This is a genomic window from Pseudomonas sp. XS1P51 (assembly GCF_054897845.1).
Genome location: NZ_CM142707.1, coordinates 6,035,059 through 6,054,357 on the forward strand (window position 1 = coordinate 6,035,059; position 19,299 = coordinate 6,054,357).

Sequence of the window (19,299 nt, forward strand, 5' to 3'; positions counted from 1 at the left end):
AGTTGTCTGTCATTTCTTACAGGTGTTTTTTGCCGGGTTTTATTTAGGCTGAACCTAAAACCAACCGGGGTAACAGCTGATGAAACTCATAAACGGACAACTAAAGTCATCATGGAAGACAGTTTTATCCCTGATCTTCTTTACGTTTTTTCTCTCGGCCTGTAAAGAAACCAACGAAACCAATGCTGGTTTATGTAATGGGAACTGGGGGATGGTAGGCGCATACATGTGCGATTGGCTCCCGATCGGGAACCCGGTGTTCTGTGTGTTCTTCGGGAAGGACAATGATCGTAATGGCGTCTATCAAAGTGGCACCAGTGATCAATGCATCGTTGACGGCAACGAAGACATGGCGCCTATTGATTGCAACAAGATGTGCAGTATGAATAACAATTGTTCGAAGGTTGATTGCGGAAGCAAAGAGCGGGTAGACGAACTCGAAAAGCGTCTCAAAACTAAACGTCTGTTTCCGGCCAGCGATCCATTGAAGTCGTCTTGAGCCAACCCCTCATCAAACCTGACGTCATGTAGAGCGTGACGTCAGGTTTTTCATTGATGCTCCATGCTTTCAGTACACGTCCCGCCGGTATCGACCTTGTTCGATCAACCGATCAACCTCTTCAATCCCAAGCACTTCGTTAAGCACGTGATCTACGCCTGAAGCCATCCCCTGCAAGCTGCCGCAGATATAAATAACGGCGCCATCGGCCAACCATTTCTTCAGCTCACTGGCCGAATCACGCAGTCGATCCTGCACGTAGACCTTCTCGGCCTGATCCCGCGAAAACGCCAGGTCAAGACGCTCCAGATCCCCCGATATCAACCAGTCCTCAAGCTCATCGCGACACAGATAGTCATGCTCCCGATTGCGCTCGCCGAACAACAGCCAATGCCGTTGTTGCCCATCGGCAATCCGCGCCTTGAGCAAACTCCGTAGCCCGGCGAGCCCGGTGCCATTGCCCAGCAGGATCATCGGCACGGGTTCAACCGGTAGGTGGAAACCGCTGTTGCGCCGCACCCTCAGACTGATGGTGCTACCCACCGGTGCGTGTTCGGTCAGCCAACCGGAACCGATGCCGAGGCTGCCATCGGGATGCAGCTCCTGACGCACGATCAGTTCCAGCACACCGTCGGCGGCGATCGAGGCGATGGAGTATTCGCGCATGGCCAACGGCACCAGGGCATCCACCAATGCCTGCGCATGCAGACCGACGAGATGGGCTCGGTTCTCGGGCAATTGGCGACTGGCGAGGACTTGTTCCAGTGGTTGCGACAGGTCATCGAGTTTAACGGTGGCTCGACCATCGATCCCCAGGCCATCGAGGAAATGCTCGATCGCCCACGGGCAATTGCGCGGCAAGACTTCCACCAGATCACCGGCCAGCCAGCTACTGGTGGTGGGCGCGGTCAGGCCCAGCAAGTACACACCCGAAGCGCTGCTGTCCGGGTTGAGCAAATCCCGGCGGGTCAGGGTCCAGTTGTCGTAGCTCGGCGCTTGCCAGGTATCCACGGGCGCCTGACCGGTCAGCAGACCGAGTTGCTGCTGCCAGTGACGCAAGGCGTAAGGGTCGCCGTTGTCGACTTCCACCGGGGCGAACAGGGTCTTGCCGCCATGTTCGCCCAGCCAGGTGTGCAAGCGGCGGGCGAAGCCGCAGAAGTGCTGATACTGGCGATCACCGAGTCCGAGCACCGCGTAATTCAGGCTCTCCAGGCTCAACGCCCGCCCCAGCACTTTGCGCTCAAAACCCCGGGCGCTGTCCGGCGCTTCACCGTCGCCGAAGGTGCTGACCACGAACAGCGCGTTGCTCGAATCACGCAGGTCCTGCTCGCTGACGTTGGCCAACGGTTGAACCTTCACCGGCAGTCCCGCCGCCTGCAATTGCCCGGCGGTCTGCCACGCCAGTTGTTCGGCAAACCCGCTCTGGCTGGCGAAGCCGATCAACCACGCCGGCGCATCGCTGCCCGGTTGCGCGAGGCCTTTGCGAGCATCCTTGATCTGCTTTTTCTTGCGGCGACGGTCGAGGTACAGCAACCAGCCCGTGACGAAAAACAACGGCATGGTCAGCGCGCTGATCGTCAGGATGATCCGCCCGACGATGCCGAAGTAACTACCGACGTGCAGCGCATAGATGCTGGTCAGCAGTTGTGCCTTGAGGCTCTTGTCGCTGTAGCGATCATGCCGTTTGACGATGCCGGTGGCCGGGTCGAGGGTGATCTGGTTCAGCGCGCGGTCATGGGGCGAGGTGTTCAACAGGTAGAACACGGTGGCCGGTTGCCCTGCCACGGGCGGCATGCGGATGTTGTAGGCACTCAGTGCCGGACCGGCTGCGCTGTAGATACTGCTCCACATCGCGGCGTAATCGGCGGTCGGCGCCGGACCGCTTGGTGCGGGGCCGCGACCGCTGCGAACACGTTCGTTCTGCGGCGAGTCGGAGAGCAATTGAGTCAGGCCCTTGTTGTACCACTCATAGGACCAGGACAGCCCGGTCAGCGCCGCCAGGAGGTAAAACACCAGGCACCAGGTGCCGGCCACCGAGTGCAGGTCCCAGTTGAAGCTGCGACCCTTTTTCTTCCAGTCGAGGGTCAGCCAGGCGCGCCAGTTTTTCCACTGGCGCGGCCAGCGCAGGTACAGGCCGGACAGGCAGAAGAACACCAGGATCAGCGTGCACGCGCCGGTGATCTGCCGACCGGTGTCGCCCATGGCGAGGAAGCGGTGCAGTTGCAGCATGAAGCCGAAGAAGTCCTGGCCGACGGCATCGCCCATGAATTCGGCGGTGTACGGGTTGAAGTAGCGCATCTCGCCGCGGCGCTCACCCGGTGGCGGGGTAAAGGACACCCGCGCGGCGTTGCCGCTGTCGGTATCGACCCAGATCATCGCGACTTTCTTGCCCGAGGCGCCTTCGATTTTCTCCACCAGCTCCGCTGGCGGCAGCACACCGGCGACCTGTTTTTCGACCTGCAGCACCGAGGGGTTCAACGCCGCCAGGATTTCATCCTCAAACGATACCGTGGCCCCGGTAATGCCCATCAGGGCCAGGACCAGCCCGGCACTGATGCCGAAAAACCAGTGCAACTGGAACAGGGTTTTCTTCAACACGTCGCTCGCCTTGTTCGTTCAAAAATAATCATCACGGCGCGCATTATGCCGTGGCTTGTCGAGAAGCATTCTTTTTTACGCACAAAAGCCCCGTACACCTGGATGAACGGGGTCGGGCCTGATGCCGATTCTGTAGGAGCGAGCTTGCTCGCGATGGTCGTCAACGATAACGCGGCAAACCTGATACCCCGCGTTGTTTTCGAGTTCTTCGCGAGCAAGCTCGCTCCTACAGTGTTTGCCGGTCAGAAGTGGAAATTGGCGCTCAGCAGGGCGGTACGACCCGCCGCCACGTGGGCATAGTGCGTTTGGAACACCTGATCGAAGTAACGCTTGTCGGTCAGGTTCTGCACGTTGAGTTGCAGGTCGACGTTCTTGGTCAGGCGGTAGCTGGCCATCGCGTCGTAACGCCAGTAGGACGGGATCTCCACCGAGTTGGCGACGTTACCGAACTGCGAATCGACGAAGGTGGCACCCGCGCCAATGGTCAACTTTTCCGGTACCAGGTCATAGGTCGACCACAGGGTGAAGTTGTTTCGCGGTGTGCTCGGCATGTGATTGCCTTCATCGGCGGCGAGGGTGGTCTTGACCACTTCGCTTTCCATGTAGGTGTAGCCGCCGTAGACCTTCCAGTTGCGCGTCAGTTTGCCGGTGTAGGTCAGCTCCAGGCCATTGACCCGCTGCTCGCCATCCAGCACTTGAGTGGTGGCGCCATCCGGATCGTCGATACGGGCGTTGGTTTTTTCGGTGCGGAACAGCGCGGCGGTCAACGACAGGTCATCACCGAAGAAGTCCCACTTGGTGCCGATTTCGTAGTTGCGGTTCTTTTCCGGGTCCAGGTCGCTGTTGTTCGCCGCGAGTTCCAGATTGCCGTTACCGCTGGTTTCACCCGCCGGGTTGCTGGAGGTCGAGTAGGCTGCGTAGACGCTGCCGTTCGGCAACGGGTTGTAGACCACGCCGATCTGGTAGTTGACCAGGTCGCTGGTGTTCTCGCGGGAGAAGTTACCCGCCACCGAGCCTCGGCCACCGGTGCTGAAACCACTGGATTCGGTCTTGTAGTTGTCATAACGCAGGCCCAGGTTCAAGGACCATTGCTCGTTGAACTTCAGCGTATCGAACACGTAGGCCGCAGCGGTTTTGGTGTCGGTGTCGGTGAACGCGGCGCTGTCGGTGATCGTGCCGTTCCAGTTATCCCCAGGCGTCGGATTGTACAGGCTGGTGCAGTCGCCGGATCTGAAGAGGGCCGCGTTGCACGTGGTGCCGCTGGCGGCCGAGGTCAGGATGTACGGGCGGTTGTGGGTGTCTTGATAGGAAAACTCAAGGCCGGTGACCAGGCTGTGCTCGATGGCGCCCGTGTTGAACTTGGCGCTCAGGTCGGTCTGGTTGACCCAGCCGCTGGATGTGGAGTTACGATTCTTGGTGCCACGGTACACGCTGCCCCTGGCCACGTTGCCCTTGCTGTCGTCGGGGTTGGTAACGATGTAGTCGAGGGTCGAGCGCGACATGCGGAAGCTGTTGGACAGGGTCAGGTCATCATTCAGATCGTGCTCGATCTTGAAGGTGCCGCTGTCATTGGTGGTTTCGCGATAGTCGCGGTTGGTGACGCCGTAGAAGTTGTCGCGATCGACATTCACAGGTTTGTCGACGTTGTACTTGCTGCGGTTGGGGTTCAGGGTCAACGGAATGCCGTAGTCCGGCATGTCGTCGGTTTCGACGTGGTAGTAACCGACGGTCACTCGGGTATCGGTGCCCAGGCCGAAGGCAAAAGTCGGCGCCACACCCCAGCGGCTGACGTCTACGCCATCACGCCCGGCAACGTTGGCTTCGTGCTTCATCAAGTTCAGACGGAAGGCCGAGGTGTCGGTCATTTGCTGGTTCAGGTCGAGGGTGGTGCGCTTGGTCTGATCCGAGCCCCAGGTAAAACCGCCGTTGTAGAAGTTGCCCAGCTTGGCCGTCTTGCTCACCAGGTTCAGGCTGCCCCCGGTGGAACCCGCACCGGTGAAGGCCGAGCCCGGACCTTTGCTGACCTCGATCGATTCAACGTTGAAGATCTCGCGGCTTTGGGATGCCGGGTCGCGCATGCCGTCGACGAACGTATCGCTTTCAGCGTTGAAGCCACGAATGATCGGACGGTCGCCCGCCGGGTTACCGCCTTCACCGGCACCGAAGGTGATGCCCGGTGTCGTGCGCAAGGCGTCGACCAGGCTGGTGGCGCCCGTGTCGCGGATCACTTGTTGCGGAATGACGGTGACGCTTTTCGGCGTCTCGCGCAGCGGCGCGGTGTACTTCTTGGAAGTCGAGGTGTCGGTCTTGTAGGAGGTGTCGTCCTCCTCGCCAACAACGCTGGTAGCGTCCAGGGAAATCGCATTGCTTGGTGCTTTTTCGTCGGTCTTTTCGGCGGCGAAAACCATGTGGCCCGCGGAGCCTGCCGTGATTGCCACGCCAATCGCAGAGGCGAGCAAACGTGGTGAACTGACCGGTAATTGTGATTGTTGACGTGACATGCGAATTCCCCTCCCCAAGGATTTGAGGCCGCGGAATATAGGGTAGACGCGTATTTGTATCAATTGAGAAATGTTACTATTTGCATTGAATTTACATTCTTTACAATTTGCCCTTACGGTTTTTGATGATTCATTCGTCGCGCAGGTTTTACACTCGAAATAAGAATCAATACCATTTCCGCCCCTTTGCCTTCAGGTGTCTTCCTCATGCTGCTGCACATTCCTGGCTTGTTCGCGAAAGAAGAAGTGCAACGCATTCGCGAGGCTCTGGAACAGGCGGATTGGGCCGATGGCAAGATCACCGCCGGCTACCAGTCGGCCAAGGCCAAGCACAATCTGCAATTGCCGGAAGGGCATCCGCTGGCCAAGGAGGTTGGCGCGGCGATGCTTGAGCGGCTGTGGAAAAATCCGCTGTTCATGTCGGCGGCTTTACCGCACAAGGTCTTCCCTCCGTTGCTGAACTGTTACACGGCGGGCGGCAGTTTCGACTTTCATATCGACAACGCCGTACGCCAGCCAAAGAACAGCATCGAACGGGTTCGCACCGATCTGTCGGCGACGTTGTTCTTCAGCGAGCCGGACGACTACGACGGCGGCGAACTGGAAATCCAGGACACCTACGGCACCCAGCGTGTGAAGTTGCCCGCCGGCGACATGGTCCTGTACCCAGGCACCAGCCTGCACAAGGTCAACGCCGTCACCCGCGGTACACGGTTTGCCTCATTCTTCTGGACCCAAAGCCTGGTCCGCGAAGACAGCCAGCGCGCTTTACTGTTCGAGATGGACGGGGCGATTCAGCAATTGACGCAAGACATGCCCGACCATCCTTCGCTAATCCGCCTGACCGGCACCTATCACAACTTGTTGCGCCGCTGGGTCGAGGTGTAGGTAATGAGTTATCCATTGCGTCGGGAGGAAGTTCTCGATGGTGACCGGCTCAAAACCATGCTGGAAGAAAGTCCTGCGCGAGCGGCCCAGGTGATTCTGATCGCCGCCCGCGAAGGTGTCCTCGATGCTCAGGCCTTGCTCGGGCAGATACTGTTGGACGGGCGAGGGATCGAGCAGGATCAGTCGCTGGCCGTGCGCTGGTTCGAGATCGCCGCACAGCGTGGGCATCTGATGGCGCGCAACATGCTTGGCCGGTGTCATGAGCATGGTTGGGGTTGCACCGCTGACGCCGCAATTGCCGCAGGGCATTACCGCCAGGCCGCCGACGCCGGGCTGGATTGGGCGATGTACAACTACGCCAATCTGCTGGCGACCGGGCGTGGCGTTGTTGAGGATCAGGTTCAGGCGTTGGCACTTTATCGCCGTGCGGCCGAGCTGGGTCATGCCAAATCGATGAACTTGCTCGGTCGTTATCTTGAAGAGGGACGATGTTGCACTGCTGACCCTGCATCTGCCATGGCGTGGTATAGCCGTTCGGCGGAGGGCGGTGACTTTCGCGGGCAGTTTAGTTATGGCACTTGCCTGTTCGAACAAGGGAAGGCGGATCAGGCGTTGTTTTGGTTGAATAAGGCATTGTTGGCAGGTAATTCGAATTTTTTGTGGGTCAATGCCCAAACATTGCAAAAATTGGGTTTAGAGCAATTAGCCACAGATTATCGCGTCCAATCAACGTTATTACGCAATGCAGCGTTGAGCTAGATTTTTTGGTTTTAATGCTGATGAGTGTATTATTTTTTAATGGTTGATGCTGGCTGCTTGTTTGCAGAAATAAATGAATTGATTTAGCTTCTAATAAGGCTGTTGAGTTGGCCGTGTATATTGCTTGTCATGATGATGAGTTATTGTGGTTATTAATCAAAGGAATGATATATGAGTGATAGTAAGTTGTGGGGTGAGGCATTAAAGGGTGCCGATTACGAAAAAATTTCAGAGTTTGCAGTCGAAGTGCCGAAAGTCTTCGCTCAAGCCTCAACGGGTATTGACGACGAGGTTGTTCGCAGTACTGGCCTGATATTGACGAAAGAGCAAATCATCAGTATTAAAAAGTACGTGGCGATCGGTTTGGCCTTCCCGAATACTCTAAAAGGTGTGTCTGATTATTTGCGTTACGGCCCGGGGCAAGACGGCGGTCCCGGCTTGAAAGCGCAGGACTTTCTGGCAACGTTCACGCTCATTGCCAGGCATGCCAGCTCTTGGACTCCGCTGCGGCACCGAATCATGCTGACCGGCACCGACCTTAAACTGTTCGGGACCAAAATGCAGACGTGGGGAAGGGCGATGCAAAGGGTGTACGACAGTGACGAGGCCGTACAACTGATCAAGACGCACAAAATTAAAACCCTTGAAGATCTGAAGAAACTGAAACTCGGCTGGTCAGGTGTATTTCCCGGCATTGAGCTGGCGCTTGATACGGTCCCGGATCTGAATGAATACCTGCGAGAAATTAGTGACAGAATCAACGAATATCAAGTCAGGACCAATGGTATTAAAGTTGATCTGGATGCCTTTGGTGACGTCCTCGAGAATAAGGTTATTCCTGAAATCAAGCGCCGGTTAGCGCTTATCGGGAATAATAAATATACCGGTGAGGTGGCAGTTCTTAATAAGAAGATTACCGAGCGAGCTGTTCAGATTGAAGAATTGAACTCCAAGTACAAGGCACTGGTTGATAAAGCCTTGGGCGCAGCGGCTGGTATGAATATTGTTGGCTTGGGGATGGCGATTTATCATGGAGTCGAGGCGGAAAACGTACGGGCCGAAAGAAAGAAGATCAATGCTCAGCAGGATGCTGACATTCAGAGCCTTCATAGTAAGGAAATGACACTGGCTTCTTTGAAGCGGGTTGAACATGATCTGCAGAACACCAAAGTCGTTGCTATTGATGCGGAAGTGGCAACTAACAACCTCAGATATGTATGGAATGTTATTGGTACGTATGTCAATGACTCCCAAAGATCAATGAGCTCGATAAATGACGCGCTGAAGCTTCATCAGTTCATGTCAAAGTTTGAAGCGGTGGTCGACTCATGGAAGGACGTGGTTCGCGTGGCAGATCAATTGGTCGACGTCTTCGACCAGGCAGATAAGGAATATAAAGCAGAACATGGAGTGAAACGTATGGCGCAGGTTTCAAAACTGACGTTAGTTGGGCAGGCAGGTTCTCCACATGTTGATCATGAGATGCTGTTGAAAACCAAACAGCAGATGCGACATGATCGAGCCACCCTTGATGCCTTGTTTAAAATGTTGAAATATCTGCCAGGTGTGCATGACCGTTTCGCACGACTGGTGGATAACGTTTATTCAAGTGCTCGTGTACTTCAGGGCTCCACCTTCGACAGCAATCATGAACTTGTGCGATCAGTCCGGGCTATCAAGCGACTCAAGGTTCAACTTGAGCGAGAGTTGAACGGTAGTGCTGACGAGGAAACGATTAGCGAAATTATTGATGAGTGTCACGAAGAACTGACGAGCGCTTATCGTTCGGTTTCGAAAAACGCTTCGGCTATCGAGGCAGCCTATACTAGTATTTCAGCCAAGTTTGACAGGCAACAGACAACCGGTTTTATCGCTGGTCTGAATAAGGACGTAGAAACTGCCGAGCAGGCTAAAAAAACACTTGAGGAGGCGTTGACGCAACAACGCGCCGCTTTGAAAGTCGTTGCCGATGCCATCAGTGTCGTAGAGAAGAGCGGCCTCGATGACGTAAGCAAAGACATCAACCTGACCATCGACAAGCTCAAAGGCTTGGGTGTGGCACCTCCGCAAATTCAGGTGGTGATGCTGGCAGTCGAGCAATTACAGAAATCCATTGGCAATGTTACTAAAGGTATTTCGTTCTCGTTTATGATCGCTGAGAGCAAGAAACTTCGGGCGAAAGTGAACGGTACTCTTGAAAAGATAGCTCGTCAGGATGACATTGTTACCATATCAAAACAGAAAGTTCAGTTTGTTGAGACTGTTTATCTGATTGATGAGCAGAACACGTTGTATGGCGTTGAATTTAAGAAAGTGGTAGCGGCTTTCAGTCAGTTTATGTTGTCTGTTGAAGCTGGGCCCGACGCAATCGCTGAGCGCGTTGATCGTTTTTTATCCGAGGTGCCGAAGTTCCTGAAGTTTGTTGCGCCGTTGTCCCTGCCTAACGGCTAAATATCACTAAGTTACTTTCCACTGACGTCAACAAACCTTGAGCTTGTTGACGTCTTTAGGGTTGTGCAATAAAAGGATAATGAACGTTGCTTAACTACTTGTTGAATGAAGAGGATTTCCATTCTCTCAAAAAATATATTGATTTTTTAAGTGATCTTCCACCCGCATTGAAAGTTGTTGAAGGCTTTACCGAGAGTGTTCGTCGGCAAGGTCATAAAATGATTACACCGCCAAACGCCCAAATGCTTGCACAAGCCGCTATGGCAAATGCCTGCGCTTGGCGGGCAATCAAAATAGCCATGCCGATGATGGGTGTCGGCACCAGAGAAGTGCTGCGCGATACCCATATTTTTATCGATGAGTTTCGTGCCATTACCAAAGGCGTCGAGGATCGTCGATCCAAACTTATCAGCCTTGATATCAAGCGCTTCAGTCTGTCCAGTTCCCCACGTTGGGGAAGTTCACCGCCCCGGGACGTGATAGACCTGATGCGTGCTCTGTTTGACGGTCTGCGGCAATGCGAGCGTTCGATCCTGGAGTTCAGGGCTGCCGTAACGTCAATTGGCAACACACTTCACAGTATTTTCGTCAGGTTTATCGAGTCGCTGATGTTGGGCTTGTGCAGTTGTGATGGCCCGATACCGAAAATCGAAGCGTATTACACCCTTGGCAAATTTGGATTGCCGGGCATGCGATATGACCCCCAGCAACCCTATTCAGAAACTGAGAGGCTGGCAAAGGCTCGCGAGCATATTGCCCATTTAAGGAATATGCGCATCAGAGCATCCTGCGCTGTGGATAACCTCACCGACTTTTGCTATCGGCTCCAGTACCTTTTGGCAGATGCTCGGCGTGAACTGCAGACGAACCATCCGGCGCAGACTTTAGTCCGCTCGAACGTCACATTGATCCTTGTCAGCGAATCGCTCGTGGAGGTCAAGTACATGTCTGAAAGCTTGACGAAGATATCGAGCGGTCTCAGATAAAAAAAAGCCCATGACACGTCATGGGCTTTTTGTTTCCTGCGTGTAGCGCTTACACGTAAAACGACTTCAACGGCGGGAACCCATTGAACTCAACCGCGCTGTAACTGGTGGTGTAAGCACCGGTCGACAACCAGTACAAACGATCACCAATCGCCAGGTTCAGCGGCAGACCGTACTTGTAGTTTTCGTACATGATGTCGGCGCTGTCGCAGGTCGGGCCGGCGATGACCACTTCTTCCATCTCGCCTTTCTTCTCGGTCCAGATCGGGAACTTGATGGCTTCGTCCATGGTTTCGATCAGGCCGGAGAACTTGCCCACATCCGTGTACACCCATCGCTCGACGGCGGTACGGGATTTACGCGCAACCAGCACCACTTCACTGACCAGGATACCGGCGTTGGCGATCAACGAACGGCCCGGTTCCAGGATGATTTCCGGCAGGTCGTCACCGAAGTCTTCCTTGAGGAAGCGGATGATTTCTTCGGCGTAGGTTTCCAGGCTGTTGGTGCGGGTGATGTAGTTGGCCGGGAAGCCGCCGCCCATGTTGATCAGCTTCAGATGAATGCCGTCTTCTTCTTTCAAACGTTCGAAGATCACTTTGACCTTGGCGATCGCGGCGTCCCAGACGCTGATGTCGCGCTGTTGCGAGCCGACGTGGAACGAGATGCCGTAAGGCACCAGGCCCAGGTCGCGGGCAAGGATCAGCAGGTCCATGGCCATGTCGGTCTGGCAGCCGAATTTGCGCGACAACGGCCAGTCCGCGGTGGTCGAGCCTTCGGTGAGGATGCGCACGTAGACTTTGGAACCCGGTGCGGCCTTGGCGATGTTGCGCAGGTCGGCTTCGGAGTCGGTGGCATACAGACGCACGCCCTTCTCGTAGAAGTAGCGAATGTCCCTGGATTTCTTGATGGTGTTGCCGTAGCTGATGCGATCCGGGCCGACGCCCTGGTTCATCACTTTATCGAGCTCGTAGATCGAAGCGATGTCGAAGTTCGAGCCTTTCTCTTTGAGCAGGTCGATGATTTCGACGGCCGGGTTGGCCTTGACCGCGTAGTAGACCTTGGCGAATTCGAAACCGGCGCGCAGGTCGTCATAGGCCTGGCTGATCATCGCGGTGTCGATCACCACGAACGGGGTTTCTTGTTTGTCGGCGAAGGCCTTCATTTTGTTGAAGGTATCGCGCGCGAAATAGTCTTCGACGTTGATCGACATGCTGGGAACTCCTACTGGCAAACTAGATTGATCAATGGGTGCAAATGAACGTCCTCCGTATCCCCACTTTGGTTCGCCTACTTCCCAAGGCATGTCGCCGAAAGCAAAAAGGCCATGGGAAGCGGTGCTTTCCCTTGGCCTTGCTGTCTCGTCGTCAGTACTTGAGCCGGATGGATCGTTTCCAGCATGGACGTTCGGCGCGAACTTTAGGGCGTGAGGGGCTTGAGATCAACAAAAAATGTCGCGTTTTTGCACGCTTCCGTCGTGCGGTCCCGGACAGCTACTGATGTAACCGACCTGCATGACAGTGTGATGTTCCCGTTGCAGGGGTATTTGAGGGTATCAGGGGGATTGGTGTGAACTCCGATTCGCGAGCAGGCTCGCTTGTATGTTTAGACTTGAAGGGGTGGGCGGGACTAAAGGCTCGATTCCGACTCTTGCCAGTACGGACCGTGGGAGACTTCTCTCCCGCCCTTTCTACCCAAAGCGCCGATAAGGAATTCATCGGTAAAACCGACGATAGAGGCAAGCCAGCGCAACGGTAGACCCCGACAAGCTCTTAAACCCTAGCTCCGAGGATTCGTCATGACAATCCTTACTTCGCCGACGGTTGTTGGCATCGATATCGCCAAGGCCGAAATAGTTGTCTATCGCGCCGATCTGCAAACCACTGAAGCCATCAAAAACGACCGAGCAGCCCTCAAACGCTGGCTTAAAACATTGCCTGCCCGAAGTGCTATCGCCGTTGAAGCCACCAACATCTACCACCTGGACACCGTCGATCTGGCTCATGCGATGGGCCATCAGGTTTATGTCGTGGATGCTTATCGGGTCAGTAACTATCGCCGCGGCATCGGCCAACGCGCCAAGAATGATCCCTGCGATGCCCGGTTGCTGGCGCGCTATTTAACGAATGAACAAGACGGACTGCGGATCTGGAACCCGCCACCCAAGGCCTACACCTCACTGAAAAGCTTGCTCCACAGACGGGCAACGCTGATCCAGAACCACACCGGTCTGATGCTGAGCTGGGCCAATGAACCCTTGTTGAAGAAAGTGCAGGTCGCTCAGCAGAAGGCATTCAAGCAAGCGGATCAGGCCATTCAGAAACTGCTGCGTAAGGTCAGCAAAGAGGCGGGTATCGAAGCGAATATCGACCGTTGCAAAGCCATCGAAGGCGTTGGCGAACTAACCGCAACCGGGTTGGCAACCACCTTTATGCGCGGTGATTTCGCCAATAGCGACGCGTTCATCGCGTATCTGGGGATGGACCTGACGGTGGATGATTCCGGGAAGAAAAACTCTCCCCGGCACCTGACCAAAAAAGGCGACCCGGAAGTACGCCGGTTGGCGTACAACGCGGCAATGGCAGCCTGTCGCTCACCTAAATGGAAACCGTTTTATGAGGCGCACCTGGCAAGAGGCCTCTCAAAAACCCAGGCACTGGTGGCCCTTGCCCGGAAACTCTGCCGGGTGGCATTTGCCCTGATGAAAAATCAGGGTGAATACCAACCGGCCTGAAGTTGCAGGGTTGCCCTACAACATAGAATCTCCCACAGTAGATTTTTGTTGATGCACAGATTGCATGCAGATCACAGATCAAAATGTGGGAGCGAGCCTGCTCGCGAACGCGTCAGATCAAGCGACGGCAGTCTCGGCTGGCGAAATGATGCTGGTCTTGCCACCACGGGACTTACCCGAGCTCAGGTACTCGGCAATCGATTCCTGAGTCACTTCCCCCAGGAACACCCGCTCCGCATCCATTACCGGCAACCACGAACGGTTGAACTCGTACATGCGCGACAGCAGGATACGCAGATGCTCGTCGTACGCCGCGGTGGCGTTGAACTCGCGCAAGTACTGCGCGCAGGTGCCAGTCTGACGGTGCAGGTCGCGACGTCGTACATAACCGAGCGCCTTGTTCTCACCATCAGTGACCACCACATAACGACGGTCATGCTCGTCCATCAATTCCAGCGCATCGGCCACAGGAGTTTCCGGGCTCACCGACGGCGCGTTGTCCGCCGCGTCCTCGGCTTTTACCAGCAACAGACGCTTGAGCGTACTGTCCTGACCGACGAAGCTGCTGACGAACTCGTCTGCCGGGTGGGCTAGCAACGTGTCCGGGTGATCGACCTGAATCAACTTGCCACCACGGAAGATCGCAATCTTGTCGCCGAGTTTGATGGCTTCGTCGATGTCATGGCTGACCATGATCACGGTCTTGTTCAGCGCCCGCTGCATCTCGAAGAACTCGTTTTGGATCATTTCGCGGTTGATCGGGTCGACCGCGCCGAACGGTTCGTCCATCAACAGCAACGGTGCATCCGCCGCCAGCGCACGAATCACGCCGATTCGCTGTTGCTGGCCGCCCGACAGTTCACGCGGGTAGCGATTCAGGTATTGCTTGGGCTCAAGCTTGATCATGCTCATCAACTCGCGGGCGCGGTCATGACATTTCTGTTTGTCCCAGCCCAATAGGCGCGGAACGATGGTGATGTTTTCTTCAATGGTCATGTTCGGGAACAGACCAATCTGCTGGATCACATAACCGATGTTGCGACGCAAGGTCACGGCATCGAGGTCGGTGGTGTCTTCGCCGTTGATCAGGATCTTGCCCGAGGTCGGCTTGATCAGGCGGTTGATCATCTTCAGCGTGGTGCTTTTGCCGCAGCCCGATGGCCCGAGGAACACGCAAATCTCGCCTTCATTGACGGTCAGGCTTACCGAGTCCACGGCTTTGACATCTTTGCCGTTGCTTTGGAAGGTCTTGCTGAGGTTTTGAAGTTCGATCATTTGAGCAGTCCTTTTGGAGTCAGCGTGCGTTGCAGCCATTGCAGAAGCAGGTCGGCGAAGATGGCCAGGAGACTGACCAGCACGGCGCCGACGACCAGCATCGACATGTCGCTGCGGCTGATTGAAGCGAGAATGAGTACACCCAGGCCACCGGCGCCGATGGTGGCGGCGATGGTCATGACACCAATGTTCATGACCACGGCGGTGCGCACGCCAGCGAGAATCACCGGCACAGCAATCGGCAGTTCGACCATGCGCAGGCGCTGGCCGAAGGTCATGCCGATGCCGCGGGCGGCTTCGCGAATGCCCGGTTCGACACCGGTCAGCGCCAGGTAGGTGTTACGCATGATCGGCAGCAGCGAGTACAGAAATACCGCCGTGATCGCCGGCATCGGGCCCAGGCCCTGGCCGAATTTGGAGTAGAACGGCAGCAGCAGGCCGAACAGCGCAATCGACGGCACGGTCAGCAACACCGTGGCGCTGGCTTGCAAGGGCCCGGCAAGCGTCGGGAAGCGCGTCATCAGGATGCCCAGCGGCACGCCGACCACAATCGCCAGCGACACGGCGATGCCGACCAGGGTGATGTGCTGCCAGGTCAGTTGCAGCACCAGCGGCCAGTCGAGATGGGAAAAGGCGTTCAGAAATTCCATGTCTTTTCCTCTTTATTTGATTGGATGCTGGCGCAGGAAATCGGCGGCAACGGATGAAGGGCTTTCGTGATCGACATCGACCCGCGCGTTGAGCTGGCGCATGGTGGTGTCGTCGAACAGTTCGGCCAGAGGCTTGAGTTCTTCCGCGAGTTTCGGATGCGCGTCGAGATACGCCTGACGCACCACGGGCGCGGCGGTGTAGTCCGGGAAGTAATGCTTGTCGTCTTCGAGCAGTTTCAGTTTGAAAGCGTTCAAGCGACCGTCGGTGGTGTAGACCAGACCGGCAAACACCTGGCCATTGCGCAGGGCGGTGTAGACCAGCCCGGCGTCCATCTGGCGGATGTTTTTGCGGGTCAGGTTCATGCCGTAGAGGTCGACCATGCCGCCCAGACCGTCGGAGCGGTTAGCGAACTCGGTGTCCAGGGCGACGAGGTGATTGGTCTTCGCCTCAGCCTGCAGCACCGTGTTCAGTTCGCTGATGGTGTTGATCTGCGGGTAGGCCTTCGCGGTTTTTTCCGGCAGGGCCAAGGCGTAAGTGTTGCTGAATTTCGACGGTGTGAGCCAGACCAGGCCTTTTTTCGCGTCGAGTTCTTTCACCTTGGCGTAGGACTGAGCGCTGTCGAGTTTTTCGGTGACATGGTTGTAAGCCACCAGCGACACACCGGTGTATTCCCAGAGCATGTCCAGTTGACCACTCTCATGGGCACTGCGGGCCAGGTTACTGCCCAGACCACCGGTCACCTGGGTGTCGTAACCCTTGGTGCGCAGGTATTGGGAAGTGATTTCCGCGAGCAGGGTCTGCTCGGTGAACACCCGGGCGCCAATGCGGATCACGGGTTTTTCAGCGGCTTGGGCGATTCCTGCGAACAGCAGAACGCAGCCTAGTAATAAGCTACTGCCTTTTAAAAAAAGAGCTTTCATAAAAATTCCTTTGCCGAGGCTTAAGACGGGCGCAGGCCGCGTTCGAGCCAGAGGCGGCTGGCGAGTGTCACCAGACCGTCGAGCAGCAAGGCCAGCAGGGCGGTGCAAGCCGCGCCGAGCAGCAGTTGCGGCTGATTGTTCAGGGCGATGCCGGGAAAAATCAGGCTGCCCAGACTGTTGGCGCCGATCAGGAACGCCAGCGGTGCGGTACCGACGTTGATCGCCAGGGCCACGCGCACGCCACCGATGATGATCGGCACGGCGTTCGGCAATTCGACCCGCCACAGCACTTGAGTGGGCGTCATGCCGATGCCGACGGCGGCTTCCTTGAGCGAACCCTGGACGTTTTTCAGGCCTTCATAGGTGTTGCGCACGATCGGCAACAGCGAGGCGAGGAACAGGGCGAAAATCGCGGGGCCGCTGCCGATGCCGAGGATGCCCAGGGCAATGGCGAGTACGGCGAGAGGCGGCACGGTGTTGCCGATGTTGAAGATCTGCATGAAGCGTTCAGCGCGGCCCACCATGGTCGGGCGGCTGAGGAAGATACCGGCGGGTATGCCCACGACGAGGGCGGCCAGCATGGAGACAAGGACAAGAATCAGATGAGCTTGCAGGTAAAACAACAAATCGTCGCGGTAATGTTCGATCGTGTTGATGCCAATCCAGTGGACCAGCAGGGCCAGGAGAGCGACGACAACCGCACCTCCTATCAGCCCCTTGCCATAGCGAATAGCCACAGGCGGACTCCTTTTTTCTTTGTCGGCGAACGCAGTCCCGTGGGGCATGCCATTCCTGGCTGCCGGGATAAAAAGCGTTCGCGAGAAGCAGCTCTTCATGCCGAGCGCGTTCACCTGTAGGAGCGAGCTTGCTCGCGAAAAAAGTCCAGATAACGTGTTCATCCAGACAGCACGCGTTATCGTTGACGTCCATCGCGAGCAAGCTCGCTCCTACAGGGGAAGGCGTACGGCTTATCGAGCCATAAGCGCAGCCTCGTCAGGCCAACTTGCTGATTTTTCAGCCCCTGGTACGAGTGCCATAACAGGGGAGTGGACGCCTCCACCTTTTAAAAGGTTCAATAATTAACGACGTAGGCGCTGCCGAAGGCTGCGATCTTTTGATCTTGATTTTTTAAAGGCCATCGAAGATCAAGATCGAAAGATCGCAGCCTTCGGCAGCTCCTACAGGGGATACGGCGTTCGGCAGCGCCTACGGACGGTGGTCCGTAGATCACGTTTTAAGCTATACTCGCCGCCCTTTTTTGAATCACCGCCAGGCGATTTCCCATGACCAAACAGGCCGCCGAAGTCGCGAAACGCCGCACTTTCGCCATCATTTCCCACCCCGATGCCGGTAAAACCACCATCACCGAGAAGCTCTTGCTGATGGGCAAGGCGATTGCGATTGCGGGCACGGTGAAGTCTCGCAAGTCCGACCGCCATGCCACCTCCGACTGGATGGAAATGGAAAAACAGCGTGGTATCTCGATTACCACGTCGGTCATGCAGTTCCCGTATCGCGATCATATGATCAACCTGCTCGACACCCCGGGCCACGAAGACTTCTCCGAAGATACCTACCGCACCCTGACTGCAGTGGACTCGGCCTTGATGGTCCTCGATGGCGGTAAAGGTGTAGAGCCACGGACCATTGCGCTGATGGACGTCTGCCGTCTGCGTGACACGCCGATTGTCAGCTTCATCAACAAACTCGACCGCGACATCCGCGACCCGATCGAACTGCTCGACGAGATCGAAGCGGTCCTGAAGATCAAGGCGGCGCCGATCACCTGGCCGATCGGTTGCTACCGCGACTTCAAGGGTGTTTACCACCTCGCCGACGACTACATCATTGTCTACACCGCCGGTCATGGTCATGAGCGCACCGATGTGAAAATCATCGAGAAGCTCGACTCTGATGAAGCTCGCGCTCATTTGGGCGACGAGTACGATCGCTTCGTCGAACAGCTGGAACTGGTGCAGGGCGCCTGTCACGAATTCAATCAACAGGAATTCCTCGACGGCCAACTGACCCCGGTGTTCTTCGGTACTGCGCTGGGCAACTTCGGTGTCGATCACGTGCTCGACGCCGTGGTCAACTGGGCACCGAAGCCGCTGGCCCGTGTGGCCAACGAGCGTACCGTGGAGCCGGTTGAAGAGAAGTTTGCAGGCTTCGTGTTCAAGATCCAGGCGAACATGGACCCTAAACACCGCGACCGCATCGCCTTCATGCGTATCTGCTCCGGCAAGTACGAAAAAGGCATGAAGATGCGCCACGTGCGCACCGGCAAAGACGTGCGGATCGGCGATGCGCTGACGTTCTTCTCCTCCGAGCGTGAGCAGCTGGAAGAAGCGTTTGCCGGCGACATCATCGGCCTGCACAACCACGGCACCATCCAGATCGGCGACACTTTCACCGAAGGGGAAGTCCTGGGCTTCACCGGTATCCCGCACTTCGCTCCGGAACTGTTCCGTCGCGTACGTCTGCGTGACCCGCTCAAGTCCAAGCAACTGCGTCAGGGCTTGCAGCAATTGGCCGAAGAAGGCGCCACTCAGGTGTTCTTCCCCGAACGCAGTAACGACATCATCCTCGGTGCCGTCGGTGTGCTGCAGTTCGATGTGGTCGCCAGCCGCTTGAAAGAGGAATACAAGGTCGAGTGCTCGTATGAGCCGATTACCGTGTATTCCGCGCGCTGGATCGATTGCGACGATAAGAAGAAGCTCGAGGAGTTCCGGGTCAAGGCCGTGGAAAACCTCGCGGTCGATGGCGGTGGTCACCTGACCTACCTGGCCCCGACCCGGGTCAACCTGGCGCTGATGGAAGAGCGCTGGCCGGACGTGAAATTCCGTGCGACGCGTGAGCATCACTAAGCGTTAGCTGTTCGGTCACAGCAAAGGCGAAGCTTTCGGGCTTCGCTTTTTTTATGGAAGATCAAAAGATCGCAGCCTCGTTTCACTCGACAGCTCCTACAGGGGATCGCATTTCAATGTAGGAGCTGTCGAGTGAAACGAGGCTGCGATCTTTTGATCTTTTCGGAATA

Annotated in this window: 13 protein-coding genes and 1 pseudogene; 7 read left to right on the forward strand and 7 right to left on the reverse strand. The window is 56.2% G+C overall.

The annotated features are described in order from the left end of the window. The first annotated feature begins 79 nt into the window (after positions 1–79). A complete protein-coding gene (locus tag ACYZUD_RS27970) occupies positions 80–499 on the forward strand; it encodes a hypothetical protein (protein WP_462021093.1) in 420 nt (139 codons plus the stop codon). 69 nt (positions 500–568) lie between these two features. Here ACYZUD_RS27970 and ACYZUD_RS27975 read toward each other — a convergent pair whose 3' ends face one another. Continuing rightward, positions 569–3,097: a PepSY domain-containing protein gene (locus tag ACYZUD_RS27975; protein ID WP_462021094.1), complete on the reverse strand. Its 2,529-nt coding sequence runs from the start codon at positions 3,095–3,097 to the stop codon at positions 569–571. 242 nt (positions 3,098–3,339) lie between these two features. Next, on the reverse strand, positions 3,340–5,598 hold the full coding sequence (locus ACYZUD_RS27980) for a TonB-dependent receptor (RefSeq protein ID WP_462021095.1): 2,259 nt from the start codon (positions 5,596–5,598) through the stop codon (positions 3,340–3,342). 207 nt (positions 5,599–5,805) lie between these two features. Here ACYZUD_RS27980 and ACYZUD_RS27985 point away from each other — a divergent pair, with 207 nt between their 5' ends. The 4 genes from ACYZUD_RS27985 (at position 5,806) to ACYZUD_RS28000 (ending at position 10,682) form a co-directional block, all read left to right on the forward strand. Next, positions 5,806–6,486, forward strand: coding sequence for a Fe2+-dependent dioxygenase (locus ACYZUD_RS27985; protein ID WP_462021096.1), 681 nt, complete (start codon positions 5,806–5,808; stop codon positions 6,484–6,486). Between the two features lie 3 nt (positions 6,487–6,489). After that, complete coding sequence (locus ACYZUD_RS27990; protein WP_462021097.1) at positions 6,490–7,245, forward strand: tetratricopeptide repeat protein; 756 nt, start codon at positions 6,490–6,492, stop codon at positions 7,243–7,245. 171 nt (positions 7,246–7,416) lie between these two features. After that, positions 7,417–9,696 carry an alpha-xenorhabdolysin family binary toxin subunit A gene (locus tag ACYZUD_RS27995; RefSeq protein ID WP_462021098.1) on the forward strand — a complete coding sequence of 760 codons (2,280 nt, stop codon included), beginning with the start codon at positions 7,417–7,419 and terminating at the stop codon, positions 9,694–9,696. A gap of 86 nt (positions 9,697–9,782) precedes the next feature. Continuing rightward, the gene (locus ACYZUD_RS28000; RefSeq protein WP_462021099.1) at positions 9,783–10,682 is read left to right on the forward strand and encodes a hypothetical protein; all 900 of its coding nucleotides are present in this window, start codon (positions 9,783–9,785) and stop codon (positions 10,680–10,682) included. 49 nt (positions 10,683–10,731) lie between these two features. Here ACYZUD_RS28000 and ACYZUD_RS28005 read toward each other — a convergent pair whose 3' ends face one another. Beyond that, positions 10,732–11,895, reverse strand: a complete 1,164-nt coding sequence (locus ACYZUD_RS28005) for a type III PLP-dependent enzyme (protein ID WP_462021100.1) — start codon at positions 11,893–11,895, stop codon at positions 10,732–10,734. A gap of 585 nt (positions 11,896–12,480) precedes the next feature. Between ACYZUD_RS28005 and ACYZUD_RS28010 the strand changes: the two are divergent. Further along, positions 12,481–13,442, forward strand: a pseudogene (locus tag ACYZUD_RS28010) (IS110 family transposase). 91 nt (positions 13,443–13,533) lie between these two features. On the opposite strand, the gene ACYZUD_RS28015 reads toward ACYZUD_RS28010, so the two are convergent. Genes ACYZUD_RS28015 through ACYZUD_RS28030 form a run of 4 tightly spaced genes read right to left on the reverse strand, consistent with a single transcriptional unit; the run spans position 13,534 to position 16,999 of the window. After that, complete coding sequence (locus ACYZUD_RS28015) at positions 13,534–14,691, reverse strand: osmoprotectant ABC transporter ATP-binding protein OsmV (protein ID WP_462021101.1); 1,158 nt, start codon at positions 14,689–14,691, stop codon at positions 13,534–13,536. Further along, positions 14,688–15,341 (reverse strand): ABC transporter permease, encoded by a 654-nt coding sequence (locus ACYZUD_RS28020; RefSeq protein WP_462021102.1) that lies wholly within the window; start codon positions 15,339–15,341, stop codon positions 14,688–14,690. The genes ACYZUD_RS28015 and ACYZUD_RS28020 overlap by 4 nt, the downstream gene beginning before the upstream one ends. A gap of 12 nt (positions 15,342–15,353) precedes the next feature. Next, a complete protein-coding gene (locus ACYZUD_RS28025) occupies positions 15,354–16,262 on the reverse strand; it encodes a glycine betaine ABC transporter substrate-binding protein (RefSeq protein WP_462021103.1) in 909 nt (302 codons plus the stop codon). A 20-nt stretch (positions 16,263–16,282) separates the two neighbouring features. Further along, positions 16,283–16,999, reverse strand: a complete 717-nt coding sequence (locus ACYZUD_RS28030) for an ABC transporter permease (protein ID WP_054049992.1) — start codon at positions 16,997–16,999, stop codon at positions 16,283–16,285. Between the two features lie 546 nt (positions 17,000–17,545). Between ACYZUD_RS28030 and ACYZUD_RS28035 the strand changes: the two genes are divergently transcribed. After that, on the forward strand, positions 17,546–19,129 hold the full coding sequence (locus tag ACYZUD_RS28035; protein WP_462021104.1) for a peptide chain release factor 3: 1,584 nt from the start codon (positions 17,546–17,548) through the stop codon (positions 19,127–19,129). The last annotated feature ends 170 nt before the right edge of the window (positions 19,130–19,299 follow it).